At 70.4% G+C, this 21038-nt stretch carries 20 protein-coding genes; 1 reads left to right on the top strand and 19 read right to left on the bottom strand.

All coding sequences use genetic code 11. The features are described from left to right. Positions 1-121 precede the first annotated feature (121 nt). Positions 122-1882 (top strand): glycoside hydrolase family 18 chitinase, encoded by a 1761-nt coding sequence (locus AB0E83_RS05215; RefSeq protein WP_362106288.1) that lies wholly within the window; start codon positions 122-124, stop codon positions 1880-1882. A 69-nt stretch (positions 1883-1951) separates the two neighbouring features. Here AB0E83_RS05215 and AB0E83_RS05210 read toward each other — a convergent pair whose 3' ends face one another. From AB0E83_RS05210 to rho, 19 genes are all read right to left on the bottom strand, one after another. Then, a complete protein-coding gene (locus AB0E83_RS05210; protein ID WP_150233122.1) occupies positions 1952-2398 on the bottom strand; it encodes a DUF2550 domain-containing protein in 447 nt (148 codons plus the stop codon). A gap of 147 nt (positions 2399-2545) precedes the next feature. Further along, positions 2546-2920 carry a F0F1 ATP synthase subunit epsilon gene (locus AB0E83_RS05205; RefSeq protein WP_282693264.1) on the bottom strand — a complete coding sequence of 125 codons (375 nt, stop codon included), beginning with the start codon at positions 2918-2920 and terminating at the stop codon, positions 2546-2548. Between the two features lie 113 nt (positions 2921-3033). Continuing rightward, positions 3034-4473, bottom strand: coding sequence for a F0F1 ATP synthase subunit beta (atpD, locus tag AB0E83_RS05200; protein ID WP_362106113.1), 1440 nt, complete (start codon positions 4471-4473; stop codon positions 3034-3036). After that, on the bottom strand, positions 4473-5390 hold the full coding sequence (locus AB0E83_RS05195; protein ID WP_362106110.1) for a F0F1 ATP synthase subunit gamma: 918 nt from the start codon (positions 5388-5390) through the stop codon (positions 4473-4475). Before AB0E83_RS05195 ends, atpD begins: the two co-directional genes overlap by 1 nt. Positions 5391-5410: 20 nt before the next feature. Beyond that, positions 5411-7015, bottom strand: coding sequence for a F0F1 ATP synthase subunit alpha (gene atpA, locus AB0E83_RS05190; RefSeq protein WP_362106108.1), 1605 nt, complete (start codon positions 7013-7015; stop codon positions 5411-5413). 134 nt (positions 7016-7149) lie between these two features. Continuing rightward, positions 7150-7965: a F0F1 ATP synthase subunit delta gene (locus tag AB0E83_RS05185; protein WP_362106105.1), complete on the bottom strand. Its 816-nt coding sequence runs from the start codon at positions 7963-7965 to the stop codon at positions 7150-7152. After that, complete coding sequence (locus AB0E83_RS05180; protein ID WP_362106102.1) at positions 7962-8507, bottom strand: F0F1 ATP synthase subunit B; 546 nt, start codon at positions 8505-8507, stop codon at positions 7962-7964. The genes AB0E83_RS05185 and AB0E83_RS05180 overlap by 4 nt, the downstream gene beginning before the upstream one ends. 44 nt (positions 8508-8551) lie before the next feature. After that, positions 8552-8782, bottom strand: coding sequence for an ATP synthase F0 subunit C (gene atpE / locus AB0E83_RS05175; RefSeq protein ID WP_006346597.1), 231 nt, complete (start codon positions 8780-8782; stop codon positions 8552-8554). Between the two features lie 90 nt (positions 8783-8872). After that, complete coding sequence (atpB, locus tag AB0E83_RS05170; RefSeq protein WP_362106099.1) at positions 8873-9682, bottom strand: F0F1 ATP synthase subunit A; 810 nt, start codon at positions 9680-9682, stop codon at positions 8873-8875. Between the two features lie 225 nt (positions 9683-9907). Then, positions 9908-10321, bottom strand: coding sequence for a hypothetical protein (locus tag AB0E83_RS05165; RefSeq protein ID WP_362106096.1), 414 nt, complete (start codon positions 10319-10321; stop codon positions 9908-9910). A 261-nt stretch (positions 10322-10582) separates the two neighbouring features. Further along, a complete protein-coding gene (locus AB0E83_RS05160; protein ID WP_362106093.1) occupies positions 10583-11890 on the bottom strand; it encodes an MraY family glycosyltransferase in 1308 nt (435 codons plus the stop codon). A 108-nt stretch (positions 11891-11998) separates the two neighbouring features. After that, on the bottom strand, positions 11999-13246 hold the full coding sequence (gene glyA / locus AB0E83_RS05155) for a serine hydroxymethyltransferase (protein WP_362106091.1): 1248 nt from the start codon (positions 13244-13246) through the stop codon (positions 11999-12001). Positions 13247-13623: 377 nt separating this feature from the next. Continuing rightward, positions 13624-14268: a protein-tyrosine-phosphatase gene (locus AB0E83_RS05150; RefSeq protein WP_362106088.1), complete on the bottom strand. Its 645-nt coding sequence runs from the start codon at positions 14266-14268 to the stop codon at positions 13624-13626. Beyond that, the gene (locus AB0E83_RS05145) at positions 14265-14912 is read right to left on the bottom strand and encodes an L-threonylcarbamoyladenylate synthase (protein ID WP_362106085.1); all 648 of its coding nucleotides are present in this window, start codon (positions 14910-14912) and stop codon (positions 14265-14267) included. The genes AB0E83_RS05150 and AB0E83_RS05145 overlap by 4 nt, the downstream gene beginning before the upstream one ends. Before the next feature lie 40 nt (positions 14913-14952). Continuing rightward, positions 14953-15798, bottom strand: coding sequence for a peptide chain release factor N(5)-glutamine methyltransferase (gene prmC, locus AB0E83_RS05140; RefSeq protein WP_362106082.1), 846 nt, complete (start codon positions 15796-15798; stop codon positions 14953-14955). A gap of 56 nt (positions 15799-15854) precedes the next feature. After that, positions 15855-16931, bottom strand: a complete 1077-nt coding sequence (prfA, locus tag AB0E83_RS05135) for a peptide chain release factor 1 (protein ID WP_362106079.1) — start codon at positions 16929-16931, stop codon at positions 15855-15857. 97 nt (positions 16932-17028) lie between these two features. Beyond that, entirely contained in the window at positions 17029-17253 is a 225-nt protein-coding gene (rpmE, locus tag AB0E83_RS05130) for a 50S ribosomal protein L31 (RefSeq protein ID WP_030761597.1), read from the bottom strand. A 155-nt stretch (positions 17254-17408) separates the two neighbouring features. Continuing rightward, a complete protein-coding gene (locus tag AB0E83_RS05125; protein WP_362106075.1) occupies positions 17409-18503 on the bottom strand; it encodes an LCP family protein in 1095 nt (364 codons plus the stop codon). A gap of 210 nt (positions 18504-18713) precedes the next feature. Continuing rightward, positions 18714-20729 carry a transcription termination factor Rho gene (gene rho, locus AB0E83_RS05120; RefSeq protein WP_362106072.1) on the bottom strand — a complete coding sequence of 672 codons (2016 nt, stop codon included), beginning with the start codon at positions 20727-20729 and terminating at the stop codon, positions 18714-18716. Positions 20730-21038: the final 309 nt, after the last annotated feature.

Below are 21038 nucleotides of genomic sequence, written 5' to 3'. Positions count from 1 at the left end.
CCCACCCCGAACGTCCGCTACTTGAGGAGCACCGTTGAGCACTCAAGCACCGACGCGCCGAAGAGGCTTCAAGGCGAAGGCCGCCGCCGGCCTCACCGCCCTGACCCTCCCGCTCGCCGCGATGGTCGGCCTCGCCTCCCCCGCGGAGGCCGCCACCTCGGTCACCGCGACCTATACCAAGACCCAGGACTGGGGCACCGGTTTCGGCGCCAACTGGACCATCAAGAACACCGGCACCACCACCATCTCCTCCTGGAACCTGGAGTGGGACTACCCCTCCGGCACCAAGGTCACCTCCGCGTGGGACGCCACCGTCACCAACAGCGGCGACCACTGGACCGCCAAGAACGTCGGCTGGAACGGCACCCTGGCCCCCGGCGCCTCCGTCTCCTTCGGCTACAACGGCACCGGCTCCGGCGCCCCCTCCGGCTGCAAGATCAACGGCGCCTCCTGCGACGGCACCCAGCAGCCCGGCGACAACCCGCCCTCGGCCCCCGGCACCCCGACCGCCTCCGGCGTCACCGACACCTCGGTGAAGCTCTCCTGGGGCGCGGCCACCGACGACAAGGGCGTCAAGAACTACGACGTGCTGCGCGACGGCGCCAAGGTCACCACCACCACGGCCCTGACCTACACCGACACGGGCCTCACCGCCGGCACCGACTACAGCTACACCGTCGTCGCCCGCGACACCGCCGACCAGACCGGCCCCGCCGCCGGCCCGGTCGCCGTCCGCACCACCGGCGGCGACGGCGGCCAGCCGAACCCCGGCACCGTCAAGATGGGCTACTTCACCAACTGGGGCGTCTACGGGCGCAACTACCACGTGAAGAACATCGTGACCTCGGGCTCCGCGTCCAAGATCACCCACATCAACTACGCCTTCGGCAACGTGCAGGGCGGCAAGTGCACCATCGGCGACGCCTACGCCGACTACGACAAGGCGTACACCGCCGACCAGTCCGTCGACGGCGTCGCCGACACCTGGGACCAGCCGCTGCGCGGCAACTTCAACCAGCTCCGCAAGCTGAAGAAGGCGTACCCGCACATCAAGGTCCTCTGGTCCTTCGGCGGCTGGACCTGGTCCGGCGGCTTCGGCCAGGCCGTCCAGAACCCCGCCGCCTTCGCCCAGTCCTGCTACGACCTGGTCGAGGACCCGCGCTGGGCCGACGTCTTCGACGGCATCGACCTGGACTGGGAGTACCCGAACGCCTGTGGTCTCACCTGTGACACCAGCGGCCCGGCGTCCTTCAAGACCATGATGCAGGCCATGCGCGCCAAGTTCGGCCCGAACAACCTGGTCACCGCGGCCGTCACGGCCGACGCCTCCGCCGGCGGCAAGATCGACGCCGCCGACTACGGCGGCGCCGCGCCGTACTACGACTGGCTCAACGTGATGACGTACGACTTCTTCGGCGCCTGGGCGGCGAAGGGCCCGACGGCCCCGCACTCCCCGCTGACCTCGTACGCCGGCATCCCGCAGGCGGGCTTCAACTCCGCCGAGGCGATCGCCAAGTTCAAGGCCAAGGGCGTCCCGGCCGACAAGCTGCTGCTCGGCATCGGCTTCTACGGCCGCGGCTGGACCGGCGTCACCCAGTCCGCCCCCGGCGGCACGGCGACCGGCCCGGCGCAGGGCACCTACGAGCAGGGCATCGAGGACTACAAGGTCCTCAAGGCCTCCTGCCCGGCCAACGGCACCGTCGCCGGCACCGCCTACGCCCACTGCGGCACCAACTGGTGGAGCTACGACACCCCCGCCACCGTCACCTCCAAGATGAGCTGGGCCAAGAACCAGGGCCTCGGCGGAGCCTTCTTCTGGGAGTTCAGCGGTGACACCGGCAACGGCGAGCTGGTCAACGCCATCAACAGCGGCCTGAGCTAGCACCCGCCGGTACGACGGAGCGGGGGACGGTGCAGCACACCGTCCCCCGCTTCCGTACGTGCGCGAGAACTACGCGACGTTCACCCTCTGGCCGGGCGGCGCCGCCTCCAGCCAGGCCATGAAGCCGGTCCGGGCGTCCTCGCTCATCGCGAGCTCCAGCCGGACGCCGTTGTACATGCAGGGCTGGATCACCGAGTCGGAGAGGAGCGCCAGCTCCTCCTCGCCCTCCGGCATCCGGCGCTCCAGGGCCACGATCGCCGAGCGCTCCAGGAAGCGGCGCGGCCGGGGCGCGTACGAGAAGACCCGGAACCAGGCGATCTCGTCACCGCTGTACCGGGCCACTCCGTACACCCAGCCCTTGCCGGACAGGTCCGGCTCCTCCGGGACGTCCCAGCGCAGGGAGCAGTCGAAGGTGCCGCCGGCCCGCTGGATCAGCCGTCGGCGCAAGCCGAAGACGAAGAGCCCGATCACCACCAGTGCGACGACCAGGCCGCACACGAGCAGCGCGAGGAACATCTTCACCGACCTCCTCGCTGCGTCCCGTGGCCGGCGCCGCCGGCCGAACCGAATACCACCTGCATCTGCATCGCCTCAGCCGCGGCACGGTCTGGAACGTTCCAGCCGTGCCGCGGCTGAGGGCACTACTCTTCGGTCGCGGGTCCGCTAGCGGACCGCTACCGCGCGCAGCCGGACCTCGGCGCGCCGCTCGGCGGCGGCGTCCTCGTCGGCCTTCGCACGCTCCAGCGCACGCTCGGCGCGCTGGGTGTCGATCTCGTCCGACAGCTCGGCGATCTCGGCCAGCAGCGACAGCTTGTCGTCCGCGAACGAGATGAATCCGCCGTGCACGGCGGCCACGACGGTGGCGCCCTCGCTCGTACGGATGGTCACCGGGCCCGACTCCAGCACACCGAGCAGCGGCTGGTGACCGGGCATGACGCCGATGTCGCCGGAGGTGGTACGCGCGATGACCAGGGTGGCCTCGCCGGACCAGACACTCCGGTCCGCGGCGACCAGCTCGACGTGCAGCTCAGCAGCCAAGGTTGGCTCCTCGGGTCACCACCCGGCGGTGCTGCCGGGTGTTGGGATCAATTCTAGGGGGCGTGACGAGGGGGGCGGGACCGGTCCCGCCCCCCTCAAGGCGAGCACGGGGCTCAGGAGACGCCGAGCTCCTTGGCGTTCTTCTTGAGGTCCTCGAGACCACCACACATGAAGAAGGCCTGCTCCGGGAAGTGGTCGAACTCGCCGTCGCAGATCGCGTTGAACGCGGCGATCGACTCGTCGAGCGGGACGTCCGAACCGTCCACACCGGTGAACTGCTTGGCGGCGTGGGTGTTCTGCGACAGGAAGCGCTCGACACGACGCGCACGGTGCACGACGAGCTTGTCCTCCTCGCTGAGCTCGTCGATACCGAGGATCGCGATGATGTCCTGGAGGTCCTTGTACTTCTGCAGGATGCCCTTGACGCGCATGGCGGCGTCGTAGTGGTCCTGCGCGATGTAGCGCGGGTCCAGGATCCGGGACGTGGAGTCCAGCGGGTCCACGGCCGGGTAGATGCCCTTCTCGGAGATCGGACGGGAGAGAACCGTCGTCGCGTCGAGGTGGGCGAAGGTGGTCGCCGGCGCCGGGTCGGTGAGGTCGTCGGCGGGGACGTAGATCGCCTGCATCGAGGTGATCGAGTGACCACGGGTCGAGGTGATGCGCTCCTGGAGGAGACCCATCTCGTCGGCCAGGTTCGGCTGGTAACCCACCGCGGAGGGCATGCGGCCGAGCAGGGTCGACACCTCGGAACCGGCCTGGGTGAAGCGGAAGATGTTGTCGATGAAGAACAGCACGTCCTGCTTCTGCACATCGCGGAAGTACTCCGCCATGGTCAGACCGGCGAGGGCCACGCGCAGACGGGTGCCCGGGGGCTCGTCCATCTGGCCGAAGACCAGCGCGGTCTTGTCGAGAACGCCGGCCTCCTCCATCTCGACCATGAGGTCGTTGCCCTCACGGGTGCGCTCGCCGACGCCCGCGAAGACCGACACACCCTCGTGCAGCTTCGCCACACGCATGATCATTTCCTGGATCAGAACGGTCTTGCCGACACCGGCACCACCGAACAGACCGATCTTTCCACCCTTGACGTACGGGGTGAGGAGGTCGACGACCTTCAGGCCGGTCTCGAACATCTCGGTCTTGGACTCGAGCTGGTCGAAGGCCGGGGCCTTGCGGTGGATCGCCCAGCGCTCGGCGCTCGCGACCGTGGACGCGTCCTCGTTGAGGACCTCGCCCAGGGTGTTGAAGACCTTGCCCTTGGTGACGTCGCCGACCGGGACGGTGATGGCCGCGCCCGTGTCGGTCACCGGGGCCTGGCGGACCAGACCGTCGGTGGGCTGCATCGAGATGGTGCGGACCATGCCGTCACCGAGGTGCTGCGCGACCTCCAGGGTCAGCGTCTTGGTGCCCTCGCCGGACGGGTCCGGGACCTGGACGTTCAGCGCGTTGTAGATCTCCGGCATCGCGTCGACGGGGAACTCCACGTCGACGACCGGGCCGATGACCCGGGCGACGCGGCCCGTGGCGGCGGCCGTCTCAACAGTGGTCGTCATTACTTGTCACTCCCCGCGGTCGCGTCGGCCAGGGCTGCGGAGCCACCGACGATCTCGCTGATTTCCTGGGTGATTTCGGCCTGGCGGGCCGCGTTGGCAAGTCGGGTGAGGCTGGTGATCAGCTCGCCCGCGTTGTCGGTCGCCGACTTCATCGCGCGCCGCGTCGCGGCGTGCTTCGACGCCGACGACTGGAGCAGCGCGTTGTAGATCCGGCTCTCGACGTAGCGCGGCAGGAGGGCGTCCAGGACGTCCTCCGCCGACGGCTCGAAGTCGTACAGCGGACGGAGCGTGTCCTGCTCGCCCGCCTCCTTCGCCACCTCGTCGAGGCTGAGGGGCAGCAGCCGGGCCTCGACCGCCGTCTGCGTCATCATCGAGACGAACTCGGTGTAGACGATGTGGAGCTCGTCCACACCACCCTCGGCCGTGTCCTTCTCGATCGCCTCGATCAGCGGCGCGCCGATCTTCTTGGCGTCCGCGTACGTCGGCTCGTCCGTGAAGCCGGCCCACGTGTCGGCCAGCTTGCGCTCACGGAAGTTGAAGTGCGCGATGCCGCGGCGGCCGACGACGTAGACGTCGACCGTCTTGCCCTCGCCCTCCAGCTTCTTGATGAGCTGCTCCGCCGCCTTGATGACGTTGGAGTTGAAGGCGCCGGCCAGACCGCGGTCGCTCGACAGGAGCAGAACCGCGGCGCGGGTCGGGTTCTCGGCCTCGGTGGTCAGCGGGTGCTTGTCGTTGGCGCCCGTGGCCACCGCGGTCACCGCGCGGGTGAGCTCGGTGGCGTACGGGGTCGACGCCTGCACCTTGCGCTGAGCCTTGACCACGCGCGAGGCGGCGATCATCTCCATCGCCTTGGTGATCTTCTTCGTCGCGGTGACGGATTTGATGCGACGCTTGTAGACCCGGAGCTGCGCTCCCATGAGTCAGGTCCCTTCCGTCGTCACTTCGAGACGTTGACGGTGGCGGGAGCGGCAGCGTCCTCGCCGAGCAGCTTGCCGTCAGAGGTCTCGAACTGCTTCTTGAACTCCGCGATGGCGTCGGCGACGGCCGTCAGGGTGTCGTCCGACATCTTCTTGCCCTCGCGGATGGAGGTCATGAGACCCGAGTGGTTCTGGCGGAGGTACGCCAGGAGCTCGGCCTCGAAGCGACGGATGTCGGCGACCGGGACGTCGTCCATCTTGCCGGTGGTGCCGGCCCAGACCGAGACGACCTGGTTCTCCGTGGGCATCGGCTGGTACTGCGGCTGCTTCAGCAGCTCGACCATCCGCTGACCGCGCTCCAGCTGCGCCTTCGAGGCCGCGTCCAGGTCGGAACCGAAGGCCGCGAAGGCCTCCAGCTCACGGAACTGGGCGAGGTCCACGCGGAGGCGACCGGCGATCTGCTTCATGGCCGGGTGCTGGGCGGAGCCACCGACGCGGGAGACCGAGATACCGACGTTCAGGGCCGGGCGCTGGCCGGCGTTGAACAGGTCGGACTCCAGGAAGCACTGGCCGTCGGTGATGGAGATGACGTTGGTCGGGATGAACGCCGAGACGTCGTTGGCCTTGGTCTCGACGATCGGCAGACCGGTCATCGAACCGGCACCCAGGTCGTCCGAGAGCTTGGCGCAGCGCTCAAGGAGGCGGGAGTGCAGGTAGAAGACGTCACCCGGGTAGGCCTCGCGGCCCGGCGGGCGGCGCAGCAGCAGCGACACGGCGCGGTAGGCGTCGGCCTGCTTCGACAGGTCGTCGAAGACGATGAGGACGTGCTTGCCCTGGTACATCCAGTGCTGGCCGATGGCCGAGCCGGTGTACGGGGCGAGGTACTTGAAGCCGGCCGGGTCGGACGCCGGGGCGGCGACGATCGTCGTGTACTCGAGCGCGCCGGCCTCCTCCAGGGCGCCGCGCACGGCGGCGATGGTGGAGCCCTTCTGGCCGATGGCGACGTAGATGCAGCGGACCTGCTTGTTCACGTCGCCCGAGCGCCAGTTGTCGCGCTGGTTGATGATCGTGTCGACGGCCAGGGCGGTCTTGCCGGTCTGGCGGTCGCCGATGATCAGCTGACGCTGACCGCGGCCGACCGGGGTCATGGCGTCGACGGCCTTGTAGCCGGTCTCCATCGGCTCGTGGACCGACTTGCGCTGCATGACGCCGGGCGCCTGCAGCTCGAGGGCGCGGCGGCCCTCGACCTCGATCTCGCCGAGGCCGTCGATCGGGTTGCCGAGCGGGTCGACGACGCGGCCGAGGTAGCCCTCGCCGACGCCGACCGAGAGGACCTCGCCGGTACGGGTGACCGACTGTCCCTCCTCGATGCCGCTGAACTCGCCGAGGACGATCGCACCGATCTCGCGCTCTTCGAGGTTCAGCGCGAGACCGAGGGTGCCGTCCTCGAACTTCAGCAGCTCGTTCGCCATGGCCGAGGGAAGACCCTCGACCTTCGCGATGCCGTCGCCGGCCAGGCTGACCGTGCCGACCTCCTCGCGCGAGGCCGCGTCCGGCTGGTACGACTGGACGAAGGTCTCCAGCGCGTCCCGGATCTCCTCCGGCCGGATCGTGAGCTCCGCCATCTGGGTTCCCTGCTCTCCTTGTTGGGCCCGAAGTTTCTTAAGGGGTCTGGGGGCCGACCCCCAGGAATCTTCTGCAATCTCTGCACGGCCCAACCGGGCCGCTGTGATGCGTGTTGAGTTGGTGGCTGCTGCCGTCAGCCGGCCAGGCGCCGCTTCGCCTCGTCGAGGCGCTCGGCGACCGTGCCGTTGATGACCTCGTCGCCGACCCGCACCGAGATCCCGCCGAGGACCGCGGGGTCCACGTCCAGGTTCAGGTGCATCGCGCGGCCGTACAGCTTCGCGAGGGCGGCGCCGAGGCGCTGCTTCTGCTGGTCGGTCAGCGGCACCGCCGAGGTGACGACGGCGACCATCCGGTCCCGGCGCGCCGCGGCGAGCTTGGACAGGGACTCGAGTCCCGCTTCCAGGCTACGTCCCCGGGGCTGGGTCACCAGACGGACGACCAGGCGCTCGGTGGTGGCGTGGGCCTTGCCGCCGAGCAGGCTGCGGAGCAGCTCGCCCTTGGCGGAGGCCTTGGCGGTCTTGTCCGTCAGCGCCGAGCGGAGCTCGGTGCTGGAGGACACGATCCGGCCGAACCGGAACAGCTCGTCCTCGACGGAGTCGAGGGCGCCCGCCTTCTGGGCCGCGGTGAGGTCGGCGGTGTTCGCCAGCTCCTCGGCCGAGTCGACCAGGTCGCGCGAGCGCGACCAGCGGGACCGGACCATTCCGGAGACCAGGTCGACGGTCTCCCCGCCCACCTGACCGGTCAGGAGTCGCTGCGCGAGCTCGGCCTTGGCCTCACCCGACTGCGCGGGGTCGGTCAGGACCCGGCGCAGCGACACCTCGCGGTCGAGCAGGGCGGTGACTGCGGCCAGCTCGTCCGCCAGCTTCGTCGCGTCGACCGAGGTGTTGTCGGTCAGCGCGTCGAGGGACTCGCGGGCGGCAGCCAGTGCCTCACGGCTCGCTCCGTTCATCGGACGGCCTCAGCCTTCTCCTCGAGCTCGTCGAGGAAGCGGTCGATCGTGCGGCTCTGGCGGGCGGTGTCCGCGAGGGACTCGCCGACCAGCTTGCCGGCCAGGTCGGTGGCGAGCTTGCCGACGTCCTGGCGCAGCGAGGCGGCCGCGGCCTTGCGGTCGGCCTCGATCTGCGAGTGACCGGCGGCGATGATCTCCTCGCGCTGGCGCTGGCCCTCCGCCTTCATCTCCTGGATGATCGCGGTGCCCTGCTCCGTCGCCTCCTGGCGGAGACGCGCGGCCTCGTGGCGGGCCTCGGCAAGCTGTGCCTTGTACTGCTCCAGCACACTCTGAGCCTCGATCTGGGCCGACTCGGCCTTCTCGATGCCACCCTCGATGGCCTCGCGGCGCTCGACCAGAACCTTGTTGATGTTCGGGAGGAGCTTCTTGGCGAGGAAGCCGAAGACGATGACGAAGGCGATCAGGCCGATGACGAGCTCGTCAAGATGCGGGAGGAGGGGGGGCATGGGCTCCCCCTCGGCCGCAAGAAGCAGAGCGTTCACATCAGTGCCTTCCGTGAAAATGTGGCTGTCGTCGTGAAGCAGGCTTAGTAGACGAAGCCCATGACGATGCCGATGAGGGCGAGCGCCTCACAGAAGGCGAAACCCATGATCTGGTTGGTGCGGATCAGGCCGGCCGCCTCGGGCTGGCGGGCGAGGGCCTGGGTGCCGTTACCGAAGATGATGCCGACGCCGACGCCGGGGCCGATCGCGGCGAGGCCGTAACCGATGGCGGCGACGTTGCCTTCGACAGCAGCAAGGGTCTGGAGAGCGGACATGCCGGTTCTTCCTTCTCTTTCAAGGACCCGGTGGGGGTTGGCCACCGGAGACTGCGGGGTGGGTGGTGGAGCTGGTCCGTGGCAGGGGGCTCAGTGGTGCTCGGAGAGCGCGCCCTGGACGTAGCTGCAGGCCAGGAGGACGAAGACGTACGCCTGGACGGCCTGGATGAAGAGCTCGAAGGCGGTCATCACGAGGACCATCACGAAGGACGTGCCGGCGTAGACGATGCCGATGCCGTTGAGCAGGTACCAGGAGGCCAGCGAGAACATCACGATCAGCAGGTGACCGGCGAACATGTTCGCGAACAGTCGGACCGCGTGCGTGAAGGGCCGGATGATCAGGTTCGAGAAGAACTCGAGGACGACGACCAGCGGGAGGATCGGGCCGAGGGACTTGTCCCAGCCGACGATGTTCTTCCAGCCGCCGACGAAGCCGTGCTTCTTGAAGGTCAGCGAGACCCAGACGACGTACACGATCAGCGCCAGGGCCGCCGGGAAGGCGATCAGCGAGGTGACCGGGAACTGGGCCAGCGGGATGATCGACCAGAGGTTCATCATCCAGACGAGGAAGAACATCGACACCATGAAGGGGACGTACTTCTCGCCGTCCTTCTTGCCGATGATCTCGTAGACGATGCCGCGGCGCACGAAGTCGTAACCGGCCTCGCCGATCATCTGCATCTTGCCGGGGACCAGCTTCGGCTTGCGGAAGGCCGCCCAGAAGAAACCGACCACCACGACGGAGCTCAGGACCGCGAGCAGCATGGGCTTGGTCAGCTCGAAGCCGCCCCACGTCGCGATCGGCTCGTAGATGAACGTGTGCAGGCCCGGAGCCGGGAAGCCGCATCCGGTGAAGATGTGGCAATCCGGGTCGAAGGCAAGCGTCTGGTCAGCACTCACCGCGGGCTCCTTCAGCGTGGCGCATAGGTACGGCAACCTCGTTGTGTCGGCGCGGCACGCAGCCGCGGGTCGGCACTGGACTGGTCTTACGGATAAGGGGGCGGCGGGTCGGCATCGAGCCTCGCGCTGGGACAGGCGCCGCTTCGGATGCCCGCGCCCGCAGTGCCGCAGTTGGCACCGGACGATAGCAGGAAGCCGAACGCGTCTTTATCCCGGCCCTACCCTTCACGACTTCGAACCCGTCTTCTCGGGCTCGACGTACGCGATCTTGGCCTTCATGTAGGCACGGGCCTGGGCCGCGACCCACACCACGGTCGCCGCGAGCAGCGTGAAGGCGAAGGCCTTGAAGTCGAACACCGTGGTGCCCTTCAGCAAGGCCAGGAAGACGAAGAGCACCAGCAGCTGGGTCGTGTAGAGCAAGAGCCCCATGGCCTGGAACAGCTGCGGAAGCTTCTTTGCCGTCCGCTGGAGCACCAGCATCCCGATGCCCATGAAGAGGATCACGACCAGAGTGCCGAGGACGGCGCCGATCGCTCCCTTCCCGCCGGCGACGATGCCGCTGATCACCGTGGCGATGGCGCCGACGGCGGCAGTGGGTACGACGGCCGAGAGGAGGAGGCGTGCGTCGTTGGAAGGCATGGCGGTGTCTCCGCTTGCTGGAGGGGGCGATGGTGTCGTCAGGGACGAGCGTAAGCCCGGTCCGAGGTGGGTCTCGGGGCCAACAGACCGTCGCACTACGGTCTTTCGGCACTGGCGCCGGGTCTCGTGAACCGTATCACAAACTATTTGAATAGGTCTTTACCCTAAGGTGTGCCAACTGTCACACATGAGGGTGGCAACGCGCGGTTGTGCGCGACAGCGGGGCACCTTGTCTGGTATTGGGCCCCGCTGAGGCTTTCGTCAACTGGGCGTTCCGGCCTTCCTCCGGTCGGAGAAGCGCGAACGGTGACCGATGGCCGTCGAGCCGTGCAGCCCCGCCGGCACCGGGACCCGCTCCTCCTCGACCGCGGCGTGCTCCGGCTCCGGCTCCGGGAGCGGCTTGCGCCTCCGGTAGCGCGGCGGCACGACGGCCTCGGCCCAGCGGGGCGCCCGCGGCGAGAAGCGCGGCAGCAGGAGCAGCACCAGGCCGAGGGCGCTCAGCGCGGTGATGGCCAGGACGATCCACATCGAGGTCGAGTGGACCGAGTAGGCGAGCGCGCCGAAGGCGATCAGCGCGGACCAGAAGTACATGATCAGCACGGCCCGGCTGTGCGAGTGGCCGATCTCCAGGAGCCGGTGGTGCAGGTGGCCGCGGTCGGCGGCGAACGGCGACTGGCCCTTCCAGGTGCGCCGCACGATCGCCAGGACCAGGTCGGTCATCGGGATCGCGATGATGGTCAGCGGCAGGATCAGCGGGATGAAGACCGGCAGCGCCGCGTGGGTCGCCTCGCGGGTCGAACCCTCGAAGATCTTCAGGGTGTCGGGGTCCACCTGGCCGGTGATGGAGATGGCGGAGGCGGCCAGGATCAGGCCGATCAGCATCGAGCCGGAGTCGCCCATGAAGATCCGCGCCGGGTGCATGTTGTGCGGCAGGAAGCCCAGGCACATGCCCATGAGGATCGCGGCGAAGAGGGTCGCGGGGGCAGCCGCCTCGATCGTGTAGCCGTACCAGAGCCGGTACGCGTACAGGAAGAAGGCGCCGGTCGCGATGCAGACCATGCCGGCGGCGAGGCCGTCGAGACCGTCGACGAAGTTGACCGCGTTGATGGTGAGGACGACCAGGGCGACCGTCAGCAGGGTGCCCTGCCACTGGGTCAGCGCGACCGTGCCGACGCCCGGGATCGGCAGCCACAGGATCGTCAGGCCCTGCGCCACCATGACGCCGGCCGAGATCATCTGGGCGCCCAGCTTGATCAGCGCGTCCAGCTCGAACTTGTCGTCCAGGACGCCGATCAGCCAGATCAGGGCGGCGCCGGAGAGCAGCGCCCGCGGCTCGTTCGACTGGTCGAAGACGCTGTTGAGGTTCTGGAGGTGGTCGGCGACGAGCAGGCCCGCGCACAGCCCGAAGAACATGGCGATGCCACCGAGTCGCGGAGTCGGTTCTCGGTGCACGTCGCGCGCGCGGATCTCCGGCATCGCGCCGGTCGCGATGGCGAACTTCCGCACCGGACCGGTCAGCAGATAGGTCACCGCGGCCGTGACACAGAGCGTCAGCAGGTAATCACGCACGGGCTGTCCCCACAGGAATCGCTGGCCATCTCAGCCCCACACCCTAGCCGTGCCGTCCACGTGGTTGGAGACACCCCGGAGCCCGGAACGGTTGCGGCCGCTTTCGGCTCACCGTCCATACGGGGGAAAACCGCTGGTCAACTCCTGTACCTCGGCCCGTACCCGAGCCGTCTCCTCCGGTTCGTCGCGCAGCGCGGCGGTGAAGAGGGCGGCGATCCGGGCCATCTCCGGGGCGCCCATCCCCTGGGTGGTGACCGCGGCGGTGCCGAGCCGGATCCCGCGCCGGTCCCCGTACGGCAGGGCGCAGGTGTCCAGGACGATCCCGGCGGCGGAGAGCCGGGCCCGCGCGGTCCGTCCGTCGACGCCCAGCGGCGCGGGGTCGGCGGTGACGAGGTGGGTGTCGGTGCCGCCGGTGGTCAGCGCGAAGCCCTCGGCGGCGAGCGCGGCCGCCAGCACGCGCGCGTGTTCCACCACACGATGGGCGTACGCGGTGAAGGCCGGGGTGGACGCCTCCCCCAGCGCCACCGCCTTCGCCGCGATGGTGTGCATCTGGGCGCCGCCCTGGGTGAAGGGGAAGACCGCCCGGTCGACCCGGTCGGCCAGCTCCGCCGTGCACAGCACCATCCCACCGCGCGGGCCGCGCAGCACCTTGTGGGTGGTGGCGCAGACGACGTCCGCGTACGGGACCGGGTTCGGCGCCGCTCCCCCGGCGACGAGGCCGATGGGGTGGGCCGCGTCGGCGATCAGGTACGCCCCGACCTCGTCGGCGACGGCCCGGAAGAGCGCGTAGTCGGGGTGGCGGGGGTAGGAGATCGAGCCGCAGACGATCGCCTTGGGGCGGTGGTGGCGGGCGAGCGCGGCGAGCTGCTCGTAGTCGATGAGCCCGGTCTCGGCGTCGACGCCGTACGGGACGAAGTCGAACCAGCGGCCGGAGAAGTTCGCCGGCGCGCCGTGGGTGAGGTGCCCGCCGTGGTCCAGACCCATGGCCAGGACCGTGTCACCGGGCCTGAGAAGGGCCGCGTACGCCGCCAGGACGGCCGAGGAGCCCGAGTGGGGCTGGAGGTTCGCGTGATCGGCTCCGAAGAGCGCGGTGGCCCGTTCCACGGCGATCCGCTCGGCGGCGTCGGCGTACTCGCAGCCCCCGTGGTACCGGGCCCCCGGATACCCCTCGGCGTACTTGTTGGCGAGCGGCGAGCCCAGGGCGGCGAGCACCGCCGGCGAGGTGAAGTTCTCGGCCGCGATCAGCTGGAGCGTCTCGGCCTGCCGCCGCGCCTCCCCCAGCAGCACGTCGGCGATCTGCGGGTCCTGCCGCCGCAGGACGTCGAGGACCTCTTCGGGGGGCGCGCTGACCGACATGGCTGACTCCGGGCCTGGAGGGACGTAGCACCAATGTAGGCGCGACACCCCGAGCCCGCCCCTCCGGACGACCCCGCCGGCACGCCCGTCGGGGCCGTGACGACCGGGTCGAGGGCCTCCTGGAACCCCTCCTCCCGACGCACCCCTCGCACCGCTCGGCCCCGGGGGCTTCCTGGAACCCCTTCTCCTCGACGCGCGCCCCGTCGCGTCAGCGTCGCGTCGGTACGCCCGTCAGGGCCGTGACGACCGGGTCCAGGGCCTCCTGGAACCCCTCCTCCCGACGCACCCCTCGCACCGCTCGGCCCCGGGGGGCCTTCCCGGGCTTCGGGCCGCTGCGGCGGCCTCCGAACCGCCGGGCAGGGGCGCGCCCCGTCGCGTCAGCGTCGCGTCGGCACGCCCGTCAGGGCCGTGACGACCGGGTCCAGGGCCTCCTGGATCTCGTCGCCGATGGAGCGGAAGACGGTGATGGGGGCGCCGTAGGGGTCGTTGACCTCGTCGGCCTCGGCGGAGGGGGCCAGGAGCCACCCGCGTAGAGCGGCGGCGGCGCGGACCAGGGCGCGGGCGCGTTCGACCACGCCGTCGCGGGGGTCGGGGAGGGTGGCGGGGTCGATGGCGCGGACCAGGCGGGTGAACTCCTTCAGGGTGAAGGTGCGCAGGCCCGCCGAGTGGCCCATCGAGATGACCTGCGCGCGGTGGTCGCGGGTCGCGGTGAGGACGAGGTCGGCGCGGATGACGTGCTCGTCGAGGAGCTCGCGCCCGACGAAGCCGGTGTGGTCGGCGCCGAAGTCGGCGAGGACCAGCTCGGCGTTGGTCTCCATGGGGGCGCCCTCGTGGCCCCAGGTGCCGGCGCTCTCCACGATGAGGCCCCGGCCGAGCCCGTCGCCGAGCCGCTGGAGCAGGGCGTGGCGGGTCAGCCGCTCGGTGATGGGCGAGCGGCAGACGTTGCCGGTGCTGACGTGGAGGATGCGGAAGGTGCCGCCGTTCTCGTACCCCGCTATGCCACGCCCCTCAGGGGCGGTCAACTGGCCACCTCGAGGTCGGGTACGACCTTGCGGAGCTCCTCCGGTGACAGCGCGCCCTCGCGCAGCAGCACCGGGACCTTGCCCGTGACGTCGACGATGGAGGAGGGGACGATGCCGGGCGTCGGACCGCCGTCGAGGTAGACGGAGACGGAGTCGCCGAGCATCTGCTGGGCGGCGTCGCAGTCCTCCGGCGCGGGGTGCCCGGTGAGGTTGGCCGAGGTGACGGCCATCGGGCCGACCTCGGTGAGCAGCTCGATGGCGACCGGGTGCAGCGGCATCCGGATGGCGACGGTGCCGCGGGTGTCGCCGAGGTCCCACTGGAGGGACGGCTGGTGCCGGGCGACGAGGGTGAGCGCGCCGGGCCAGAAGGCGTCGACCAGCTCCCACGCGTGCTCGGAGAAGTCGGTGACGAGGCCGTGCAGGGTGTTCGGGGAGCCGATGAGGACGGGGACGGGCATGCCGGGGCCCCGCCCCTTGGCGGCGAGCAGGTCCGCGACGGCCTCGCGGCCGAAGGCGTCCGCGCCGATGCCGTACACGGTGTCGGTGGGGAGCACGACGAGCTCGCCGCGGCGGACCGCCGACGCGGCTTCGCGCAGGCCGGTCGCGCGGTCGGTCGCCTCGTTGCAGTCGTATCGGCGTGCCATCAGTCGCGCTCCTCCTCTGTCGTGGTGGTGCGGTGCCTGCTCATGGCATCGCCTTGCGGGCGGTCGCGAAGCGCGGCCGGTTGTTGAGGTCGGGGTGGTCGGCGGCGTCCGCCCAGCCGGCCTCCTCGTTGAAGATCCACGGCACCTGGCCGCCCTGGGTGTCGGCGTGCTCGATGACGACGAGGCCGCCGGGGCGCAGCAGCCGGTGGGCGGTGCGCTCGATGCCGCGGATGGTGTCGAGGCCGTCCTCGCCGGAGAAGAGGGCCATCTCGGGGTCGTGGTCGCGGGCCTCGGGGGCGACGTACTCCCACTCGGTGAGGGGGATGTACGGCGGGTTGGAGATGACCAGGTCGACCTGGCCGTTCAGCTCCGGGAGGGCGGTGAGCGCGTCGCCCTGGTGGACGGTGACGCGGGAGCCGTCGGCGTTCTTCCGGGTCCAGACGAGGGCGTCCTCGGAGAGTTCCACCGCGTGGACGCGCGAGCGGGGCACCTCCTGCGCCATGGCGAGGGCGATGGCCCCGGAGCCGGTGCAGAGGTCGACGATGAGCGGCTCGACGACGTCCATCGCGCGGACGGCGTCTATGGCCCAGCCGACCACGGACTCGGTCTCCGGCCGGGGCACGAAGACGCCGGGGCCGACCTGGAGCTCCAGGTAGCGGAAGAACGCCCGGCCGGTGATGTGCTGGAGGGGCTCGCGCGCCTCGCGGCGGGCGATGGCCTCCCAGTAGCGGGCGTCGAAGTCGGCGTCCTTGACGTTGTGCAGCTCCCCCCGCTTGACGCCGTGCACGAACGCGGCGAGCTCCTCGGCGTCGAAACGCGGTGAGGGAACGCCGGCGTCGGCCAGCCGCTGGGTGGCCTGGGCCACCTCGGCGAGCAGCAGGTTCACGCGGTCCTCCGTGGTGCGGGGCGGGGCTTGAGGGGGGCCTTGCGCAGGGGGGTGGGTCAGGTCGCGGCGAGCTTCGCCGCCGAGTCGGCGTCGACGCAGGCCTGGATGACGGCGTCGAGCTCGCCGTCGAGGACCTGGTCGAGGTTGTACGCCTTGAAGCCGACGCGGTGGTCGGAGATGCGGTTCTCCGGGAAGTTGTACGTGCGGATCTTCTCGGAGCGGTCGACCGTGCGGACCTGGCTGCGGCGGGCGTCGGCGGCCTCGGCCTCGGCCTTCTCCTGGGCGGCGGCGAGGAGCCGGGAGCGCAGGATGCGCATGGCCTGCTCCTTGTTCTGGAGCTGGCTCTTCTCGTTCTGGCAGGAGGCGACGATGCCGGTCGGCAGGTGGGTGATGCGGACCGCGGAGTCGGTGGTGTTGACCGACTGGCCGCCGGGGCCGGAAGAACGGTAGACGTCGATGCGCAGGTCGTTGGCGTGGATCTCGACGTCGACCTCCTCGGCCTCCGGGGTGACGAGCACGCCGGCGGCGGAGGTGTGGATGCGGCCCTGGGACTCGGTGGCGGGCACGCGCTGCACGCGGTGGACGCCGCCCTCGTACTTGAGCCGGGCCCAGACGCCCTGGCCGGGCTCGGTGGCGCCCTGGCCTCCCTTGGTCTTCACGGCGACCTGGACGTCCTTGTAGCCGCCGAGCTCGGACTCGGTGGCGTCGATGATCTCGGTCTTCCAGCCGACGCGCTCGGCGTAGCGGAGGTACATGCGGAGCAGGTCCCCGGCGAAGAGGGCGGACTCGTCGCCGCCAGCGCCGGCCTTGATCTCCAGGATGACGTCCTTGTCGTCGCTGGGGTCGCGCGGGATCAGCAGGAGGCGGAGCTTCTCGGTGAGCTCCTCGCGCTGCTTCTCCAGCTCCTTGACCTCGGCGGCGAAGTCGGGGTCGTCGTGCGCGAACTCCCGGGCCGTCTCGATGTCGTCCCCGGTCCGCTTCCAGGCGCGGTACGTGCCGACGATCGGGGTCAGCTCGGCGTAGCGCTTGTTCAGCTTGCGCGCGTTGGCCTGGTCGGCGTGGACCGACGGGTCGGCGAGCTTCTTCTCGAGGTCGGCGTGCTCGCCGACCAGTTCCTCGACCGCCTCGAACATCTTCGGGCTCCTGGTTTCGTCAGTTGCTACGGGGACGCCAAAGCGCCGGTCCCGGCCGCCCCGCGCGGGGGCGGCCGGTGACCGGCGCGGGGGCTCGCTACTTCTTGGCGGAGCCGGCGGCCTTGCCGAAGCGGGCCTCGAAGCGGGCGACGCGGCCACCCGTGTCGAGGATCTTCTGCTTGCCCGTGTAGAACGGGTGGCACTCGGAGCAGACCTCGGCACGGATGGTGCCCTCGGTCAGGGTGCTACGGGTGGTGAACGACGCGCCACAGGTGCAGCTGACCTGGGTCTCGACGTACTCGGGGTGGATCTCGCGCTTCAAGGTGTCTCCTAGTTCCGGGAGGGCGCCGGGTCGTCGCCGCGGGTTGCGGCGGACGTGAACCGGGGCCGACGTACCAGTCTGCCAGGACCGGCCGCATCTCCCCAAACCGGGGTGCGACCGCCGGTATTCCCGGGGGCGGGCGGGGGGCCGCGCGGCTACTTCACGACGCCGTCGGCCTTGCCGGTGGCGGTGTCCTCGGTGGCCGCGGCGGGGATCGGCCGGTCGGCCTTCAGGGCCTTCCAGACCTGCTGGGCCTTCTCCTCGACGGGGACGACCCGGTTGGGGTCCAGGGGGTCGTACCGGACGGGGAGGGTCACCATGTGGACGTCCTGGGCGGAGATGCCCATGAGGCCCCGGGCGAAGCCCATGAGCTCCTGGACGGAGTCGAGCTCGGAGTCCGGGGTGATGGCCTTGGTGGCGGCGTCGGCGAGGTCGAGGAGCTTCTTGGGACTGGTTCCGACGCCGACGTCCTTGACCTGCTCGACGAAGGCCTTCATGAAGGCCTGCTGGAGCTGGATGCGGCCGAGGTCGCTGCCGTCGCCGACGCTCTTGCGGGTGCGGACGAGGCCGAGGGACCGCTCGCCGTCGAGGGTGTGGGTGCCGGGTTCCAGGTCGAGGTGGCTCTTGGGGTCCTTGATGGCCCGGGTGGTGGTGATCTCGACGCCGCCGAGGGTGTCGATGAGCTTCTTGAAGCCGGTGAAGTCGACCTCGATGTAGTGGTCCATGCGGATGCCGGACATGCTCTCGACGGTCTTGACGGCGCAGGCGGGGCCGCCGACCTCGTACGCGGTGTTGAACATGGCGCGGCTCTCGCCGGCGACCTCGGCGCCCTGCCCGTCGACGCAGGCGGGGCGCTCGACGAGGGTGTCGCGGGGGACGGAGACGACGCTCGCTTTCTTGTGGCCCTCGTAGACGTGGACGACCATCGCGGTGTCGGAGCGGGCGCCGCCCTCGTCCTTGCCGTAGGCGCCGTTGTCGCCGGAGCGGGAGTCGGAGCCGAGGACGAGGATGTCCAGCGAGCCGTCGTCGACGTTCTTGGGGCGGTCGGTGCCGAGCTGGGCGTTGATGTCGACGCCCTGGAGGTTGCCGTCGAGCTTGAGGTAGACGTACCCGAGTCCGGCGCCGGCCAGGACGAGCACGGCCGCGGCGCCGGACACGGCTATGCCGGCGCGGCGGCGTCGGGCGGGCGGCTTGCGGCGTCGTCCGCCGGCGCCCGTGCGGGCGCGGCCGTTCCTGTTCTGCTCGGTCATCGTCTTCCCTCGGGCCTCTGGTTCACCTGTTGTGACGGCGAAGCGCCCGAAAGGGTTGCATACGGACCTGTGAGGTTTCGGTGGGTGAGCCCCGGAAACGCGCTGTGCCCGCCGCTCGGGGAGCGGCGGGCACAGCGTCTGCGCAGGTCACGAACGGGTTACGGCCCTGGGGCCGTCCCCCGCGGTGTGACGCGGGTCTCCTCGACGACCTCAGTCGTTGTTGCCGCCCGGCGTCGTCTTCTGGATCTGCAGCAGGAACTCGCCGTTCGACTTCGTCTGCTTGAGCTTGTCCAGGAGCAGCTCGATCGCCTGCTGCTGGTCGAGCGCGTGCAGCACGCGGCGGAGCTTCCAGGTGATGGCGAGCTCGTCGCTGCCGAGGAGGATCTCCTCCTTGCGGGTGCCCGAGGCGTCGACGTCGACGGCCGGGAAGATCCGCTTGTCGGCGAGCTTCCGGTCGAGCTTGAGCTCCATGTTGCCGGTGCCCTTGAACTCCTCGAAGATCACCTCGTCCATGCGCGAGCCGGTGTCGACCAGCGCGGTGGCCAGGATGGTCAGCGAGCCGCCGTCCTCGATGTTGCGCGCGGCACCGAAGAAGCGCTTCGGCGGGTAGAGCGCGGTCGAGTCGACACCACCGGACAGGATGCGGCCGGAGGCGGGCGCCGCGAGGTTGTACGCGCGGCCCAGGCGGGTGATGGAGTCCAGCAGGACGACCACGTCGTGACCCAGCTCGACGAGGCGCTTGGCGCGCTCGATGGCCAGCTCGGCGACGGTGGTGTGGTCCTCGGCCGGGCGGTCGAAGGTCGAGGAGATGACCTCGCCCTTCACCGACCGCTGCATGTCGGTGACCTCTTCCGGACGCTCGTCGACGAGGACGACCATCAGGTGGCACTCGGGGTTGTTGTGGGTGATCGCGTTGGCGATCGCCTGCATGATCATGGTCTTGCCGGTCTTCGGCGGGGCCACGATCAGACCGCGCTGGCCCTTGCCGATCGGCGACACGAGGTCGATGATCCGCGTGGTCAGCACGCCCGGGTCGGTCTCCAGGCGGAGCCGGTCCTGCGGGTAGAGCGGGGTCAGCTTGTTGAACTCGGGGCGGCCGCGGCCGGAGTCCGGCGCCATGCCGTTGACCGAGTCGAGGCGGACCAGCGCGTTGAACTTCTCGCGGCGCTCGCCCTCCTTCGGCTGGCGGACCGCGCCGGTGAGGTGGTCGCCCTTGCGCAGGCCGCTCTTGCGGACCTGGGCGAGGGAGACGTACACGTCGTTCGGGCCGGGCAGGTAGCCGGAGGTCCGGATGAACGCGTAGTTGTCGAGGATGTCGAGGATGCCCGCGACGGGGATCAGGACGTCGTCCTCGGAGACCTGCGGCTCGCCGGCGGCGAACTCGTCGCGCCCGCGGCGCCCGCGGCGGTCGCGGTAGCGGCCGCGACGGCCGCGACGGCCGCCCTCGAAGTCGTCGTCGTCCTGGAAGCCGCCCTGCGCGCCCTGACCCTGGCCCTGCTGCTGACCCTGGCCCTGGCCCTGGCGCTGCTGGTCCTTGCGCTGGCCGCCGCCCTGCTGCTGGTCGTCGCCCTTGCCGCGCTCGCGCTGGCGGTCGCGGCGGTCCCGGCGGTCCCGGCGGCTGCGGCCCTCGGCGCCGTCCACGGCGGCCTCGGCCCTGTCGCCCTGCGGCTCGCCCTTGGGCTCGACGCGCGTCTCGGTCTTCACGGCCTGCGCGGCGCCCTCGGCGCCCTCCGGCGAACCGGCGGGGGCGGTGGCCCGGCGGCGGCGGCGCTCACCGGACGGCTGCTCGTCGCCCTGCTCGGCGGCGGTCGGCTTCGACGGCTGGCCCGGGATGTCGATCTGCTGCTGGGCGGGGGCCTGCTCGGCCTTCTCCGCCTTCGGCTCGACGGCCTCGGCGGTCTCGCCCGTACGGGCCTTGGAGGTGGCGCGGCGCTTCGGCTTGGCCTCGGCGGCGGCGTCGGTCTTGGCGGGGGCGGCGGCCTGGGGGGAACCCCCGGCCTGCGCCTCCTTGATGACCTCGATCAGCTGGCTCTTGCGCATCCGCGCGGTGCCCCTGATGCCGAGGCCGGACGCGACCTGCTGCAGCTCGGCCAGGACCATGCCCTCGAGGCCGGTGCCGGAGCGGCGGCGCCGTGCGGTGCCGCCACTGGCAGCACCTGCGGCGGGCGCGGTGGCGTCGACAGTGCTGTCGGCAGTCACGCCCATCAGATCGGTGGTGTCGCTCACGAAGGGTCCTTCCCTGGAGCGGACGTCGGCCCTGTGGCTCGGCGACCGGTTGTGCTGTCCGGCAGCGGTCCTGGTTGGCGGACCGTGGCCGGGGCGGTGGTCCCGCCGGAATGCGGCGAGAGGAGAGAAACGTGCTGTGTCCGGCCCGAGCGCCCCCTGCTCGGCCCTCGCGGGTGGGAGCGAGGGGTGTCGTGCCGGTTCCGGAGCGTGCTCGAAACTGCTCAGGCAGGCTGCTCAGGCAGTTGGGGAGGCTCCCGGAAGAATGGGTGGTCCCTGAGGGGACACTCCGCACCGCTCCACAAAGAGGTC

Source organism: Streptomyces sp. NPDC035033, from assembly GCF_040636735.1.
Taxonomy (GTDB): domain Bacteria; phylum Actinomycetota; class Actinomycetes; order Streptomycetales; family Streptomycetaceae; genus Streptomyces.
The sequence above is the reverse complement of the archived record's forward strand: the minus strand, read 5'-3'. Positions and strand labels throughout refer to the sequence as shown.

Coding starts and splice junctions, on each gene's coding strand:
- AB0E83_RS05215 (WP_362106288.1), top strand. CDS start 122: ATGGTCGGCCTCGCCTCCCCCGCGGAGGCCGCCACCTCGGTCACCGCG.
- AB0E83_RS05210 (WP_150233122.1), bottom strand. CDS start 2,398: ATGTTCCTCGCGCTGCTCGTGTGCGGCCTGGTCGTCGCACTGGTGGTG.
- atpD (WP_362106113.1), bottom strand. CDS start 4,473: ATGACGACCACTGTTGAGACGGCCGCCGCCACGGGCCGCGTCGCCCGG.
- AB0E83_RS05195 (WP_362106110.1), bottom strand. CDS start 5,390: ATGGGAGCGCAGCTCCGGGTCTACAAGCGTCGCATCAAATCCGTCACC.
- atpA (WP_362106108.1), bottom strand. CDS start 7,015: ATGGCGGAGCTCACGATCCGGCCGGAGGAGATCCGGGACGCGCTGGAG.
- AB0E83_RS05185 (WP_362106105.1), bottom strand. CDS start 7,965: ATGAACGGAGCGAGCCGTGAGGCACTGGCTGCCGCCCGCGAGTCCCTC.
- atpE (WP_006346597.1), bottom strand. CDS start 8,782: ATGTCCGCTCTCCAGACCCTTGCTGCTGTCGAAGGCAACGTCGCCGCC.
- AB0E83_RS05165 (WP_362106096.1), bottom strand. CDS start 10,321: ATGCCTTCCAACGACGCACGCCTCCTCCTCTCGGCCGTCGTACCCACT.
- glyA (WP_362106091.1), bottom strand. CDS start 13,246: ATGTCGGTCAGCGCGCCCCCCGAAGAGGTCCTCGACGTCCTGCGGCGG.
- AB0E83_RS05145 (WP_362106085.1), bottom strand. CDS start 14,912: ATGGCACGCCGATACGACTGCAACGAGGCGACCGACCGCGCGACCGGC.
- prfA (WP_362106079.1), bottom strand. CDS start 16,931: ATGTTCGAGGCGGTCGAGGAACTGGTCGGCGAGCACGCCGACCTCGAG.
- AB0E83_RS05125 (WP_362106075.1), bottom strand. CDS start 18,503: ATGACCGAGCAGAACAGGAACGGCCGCGCCCGCACGGGCGCCGGCGGA.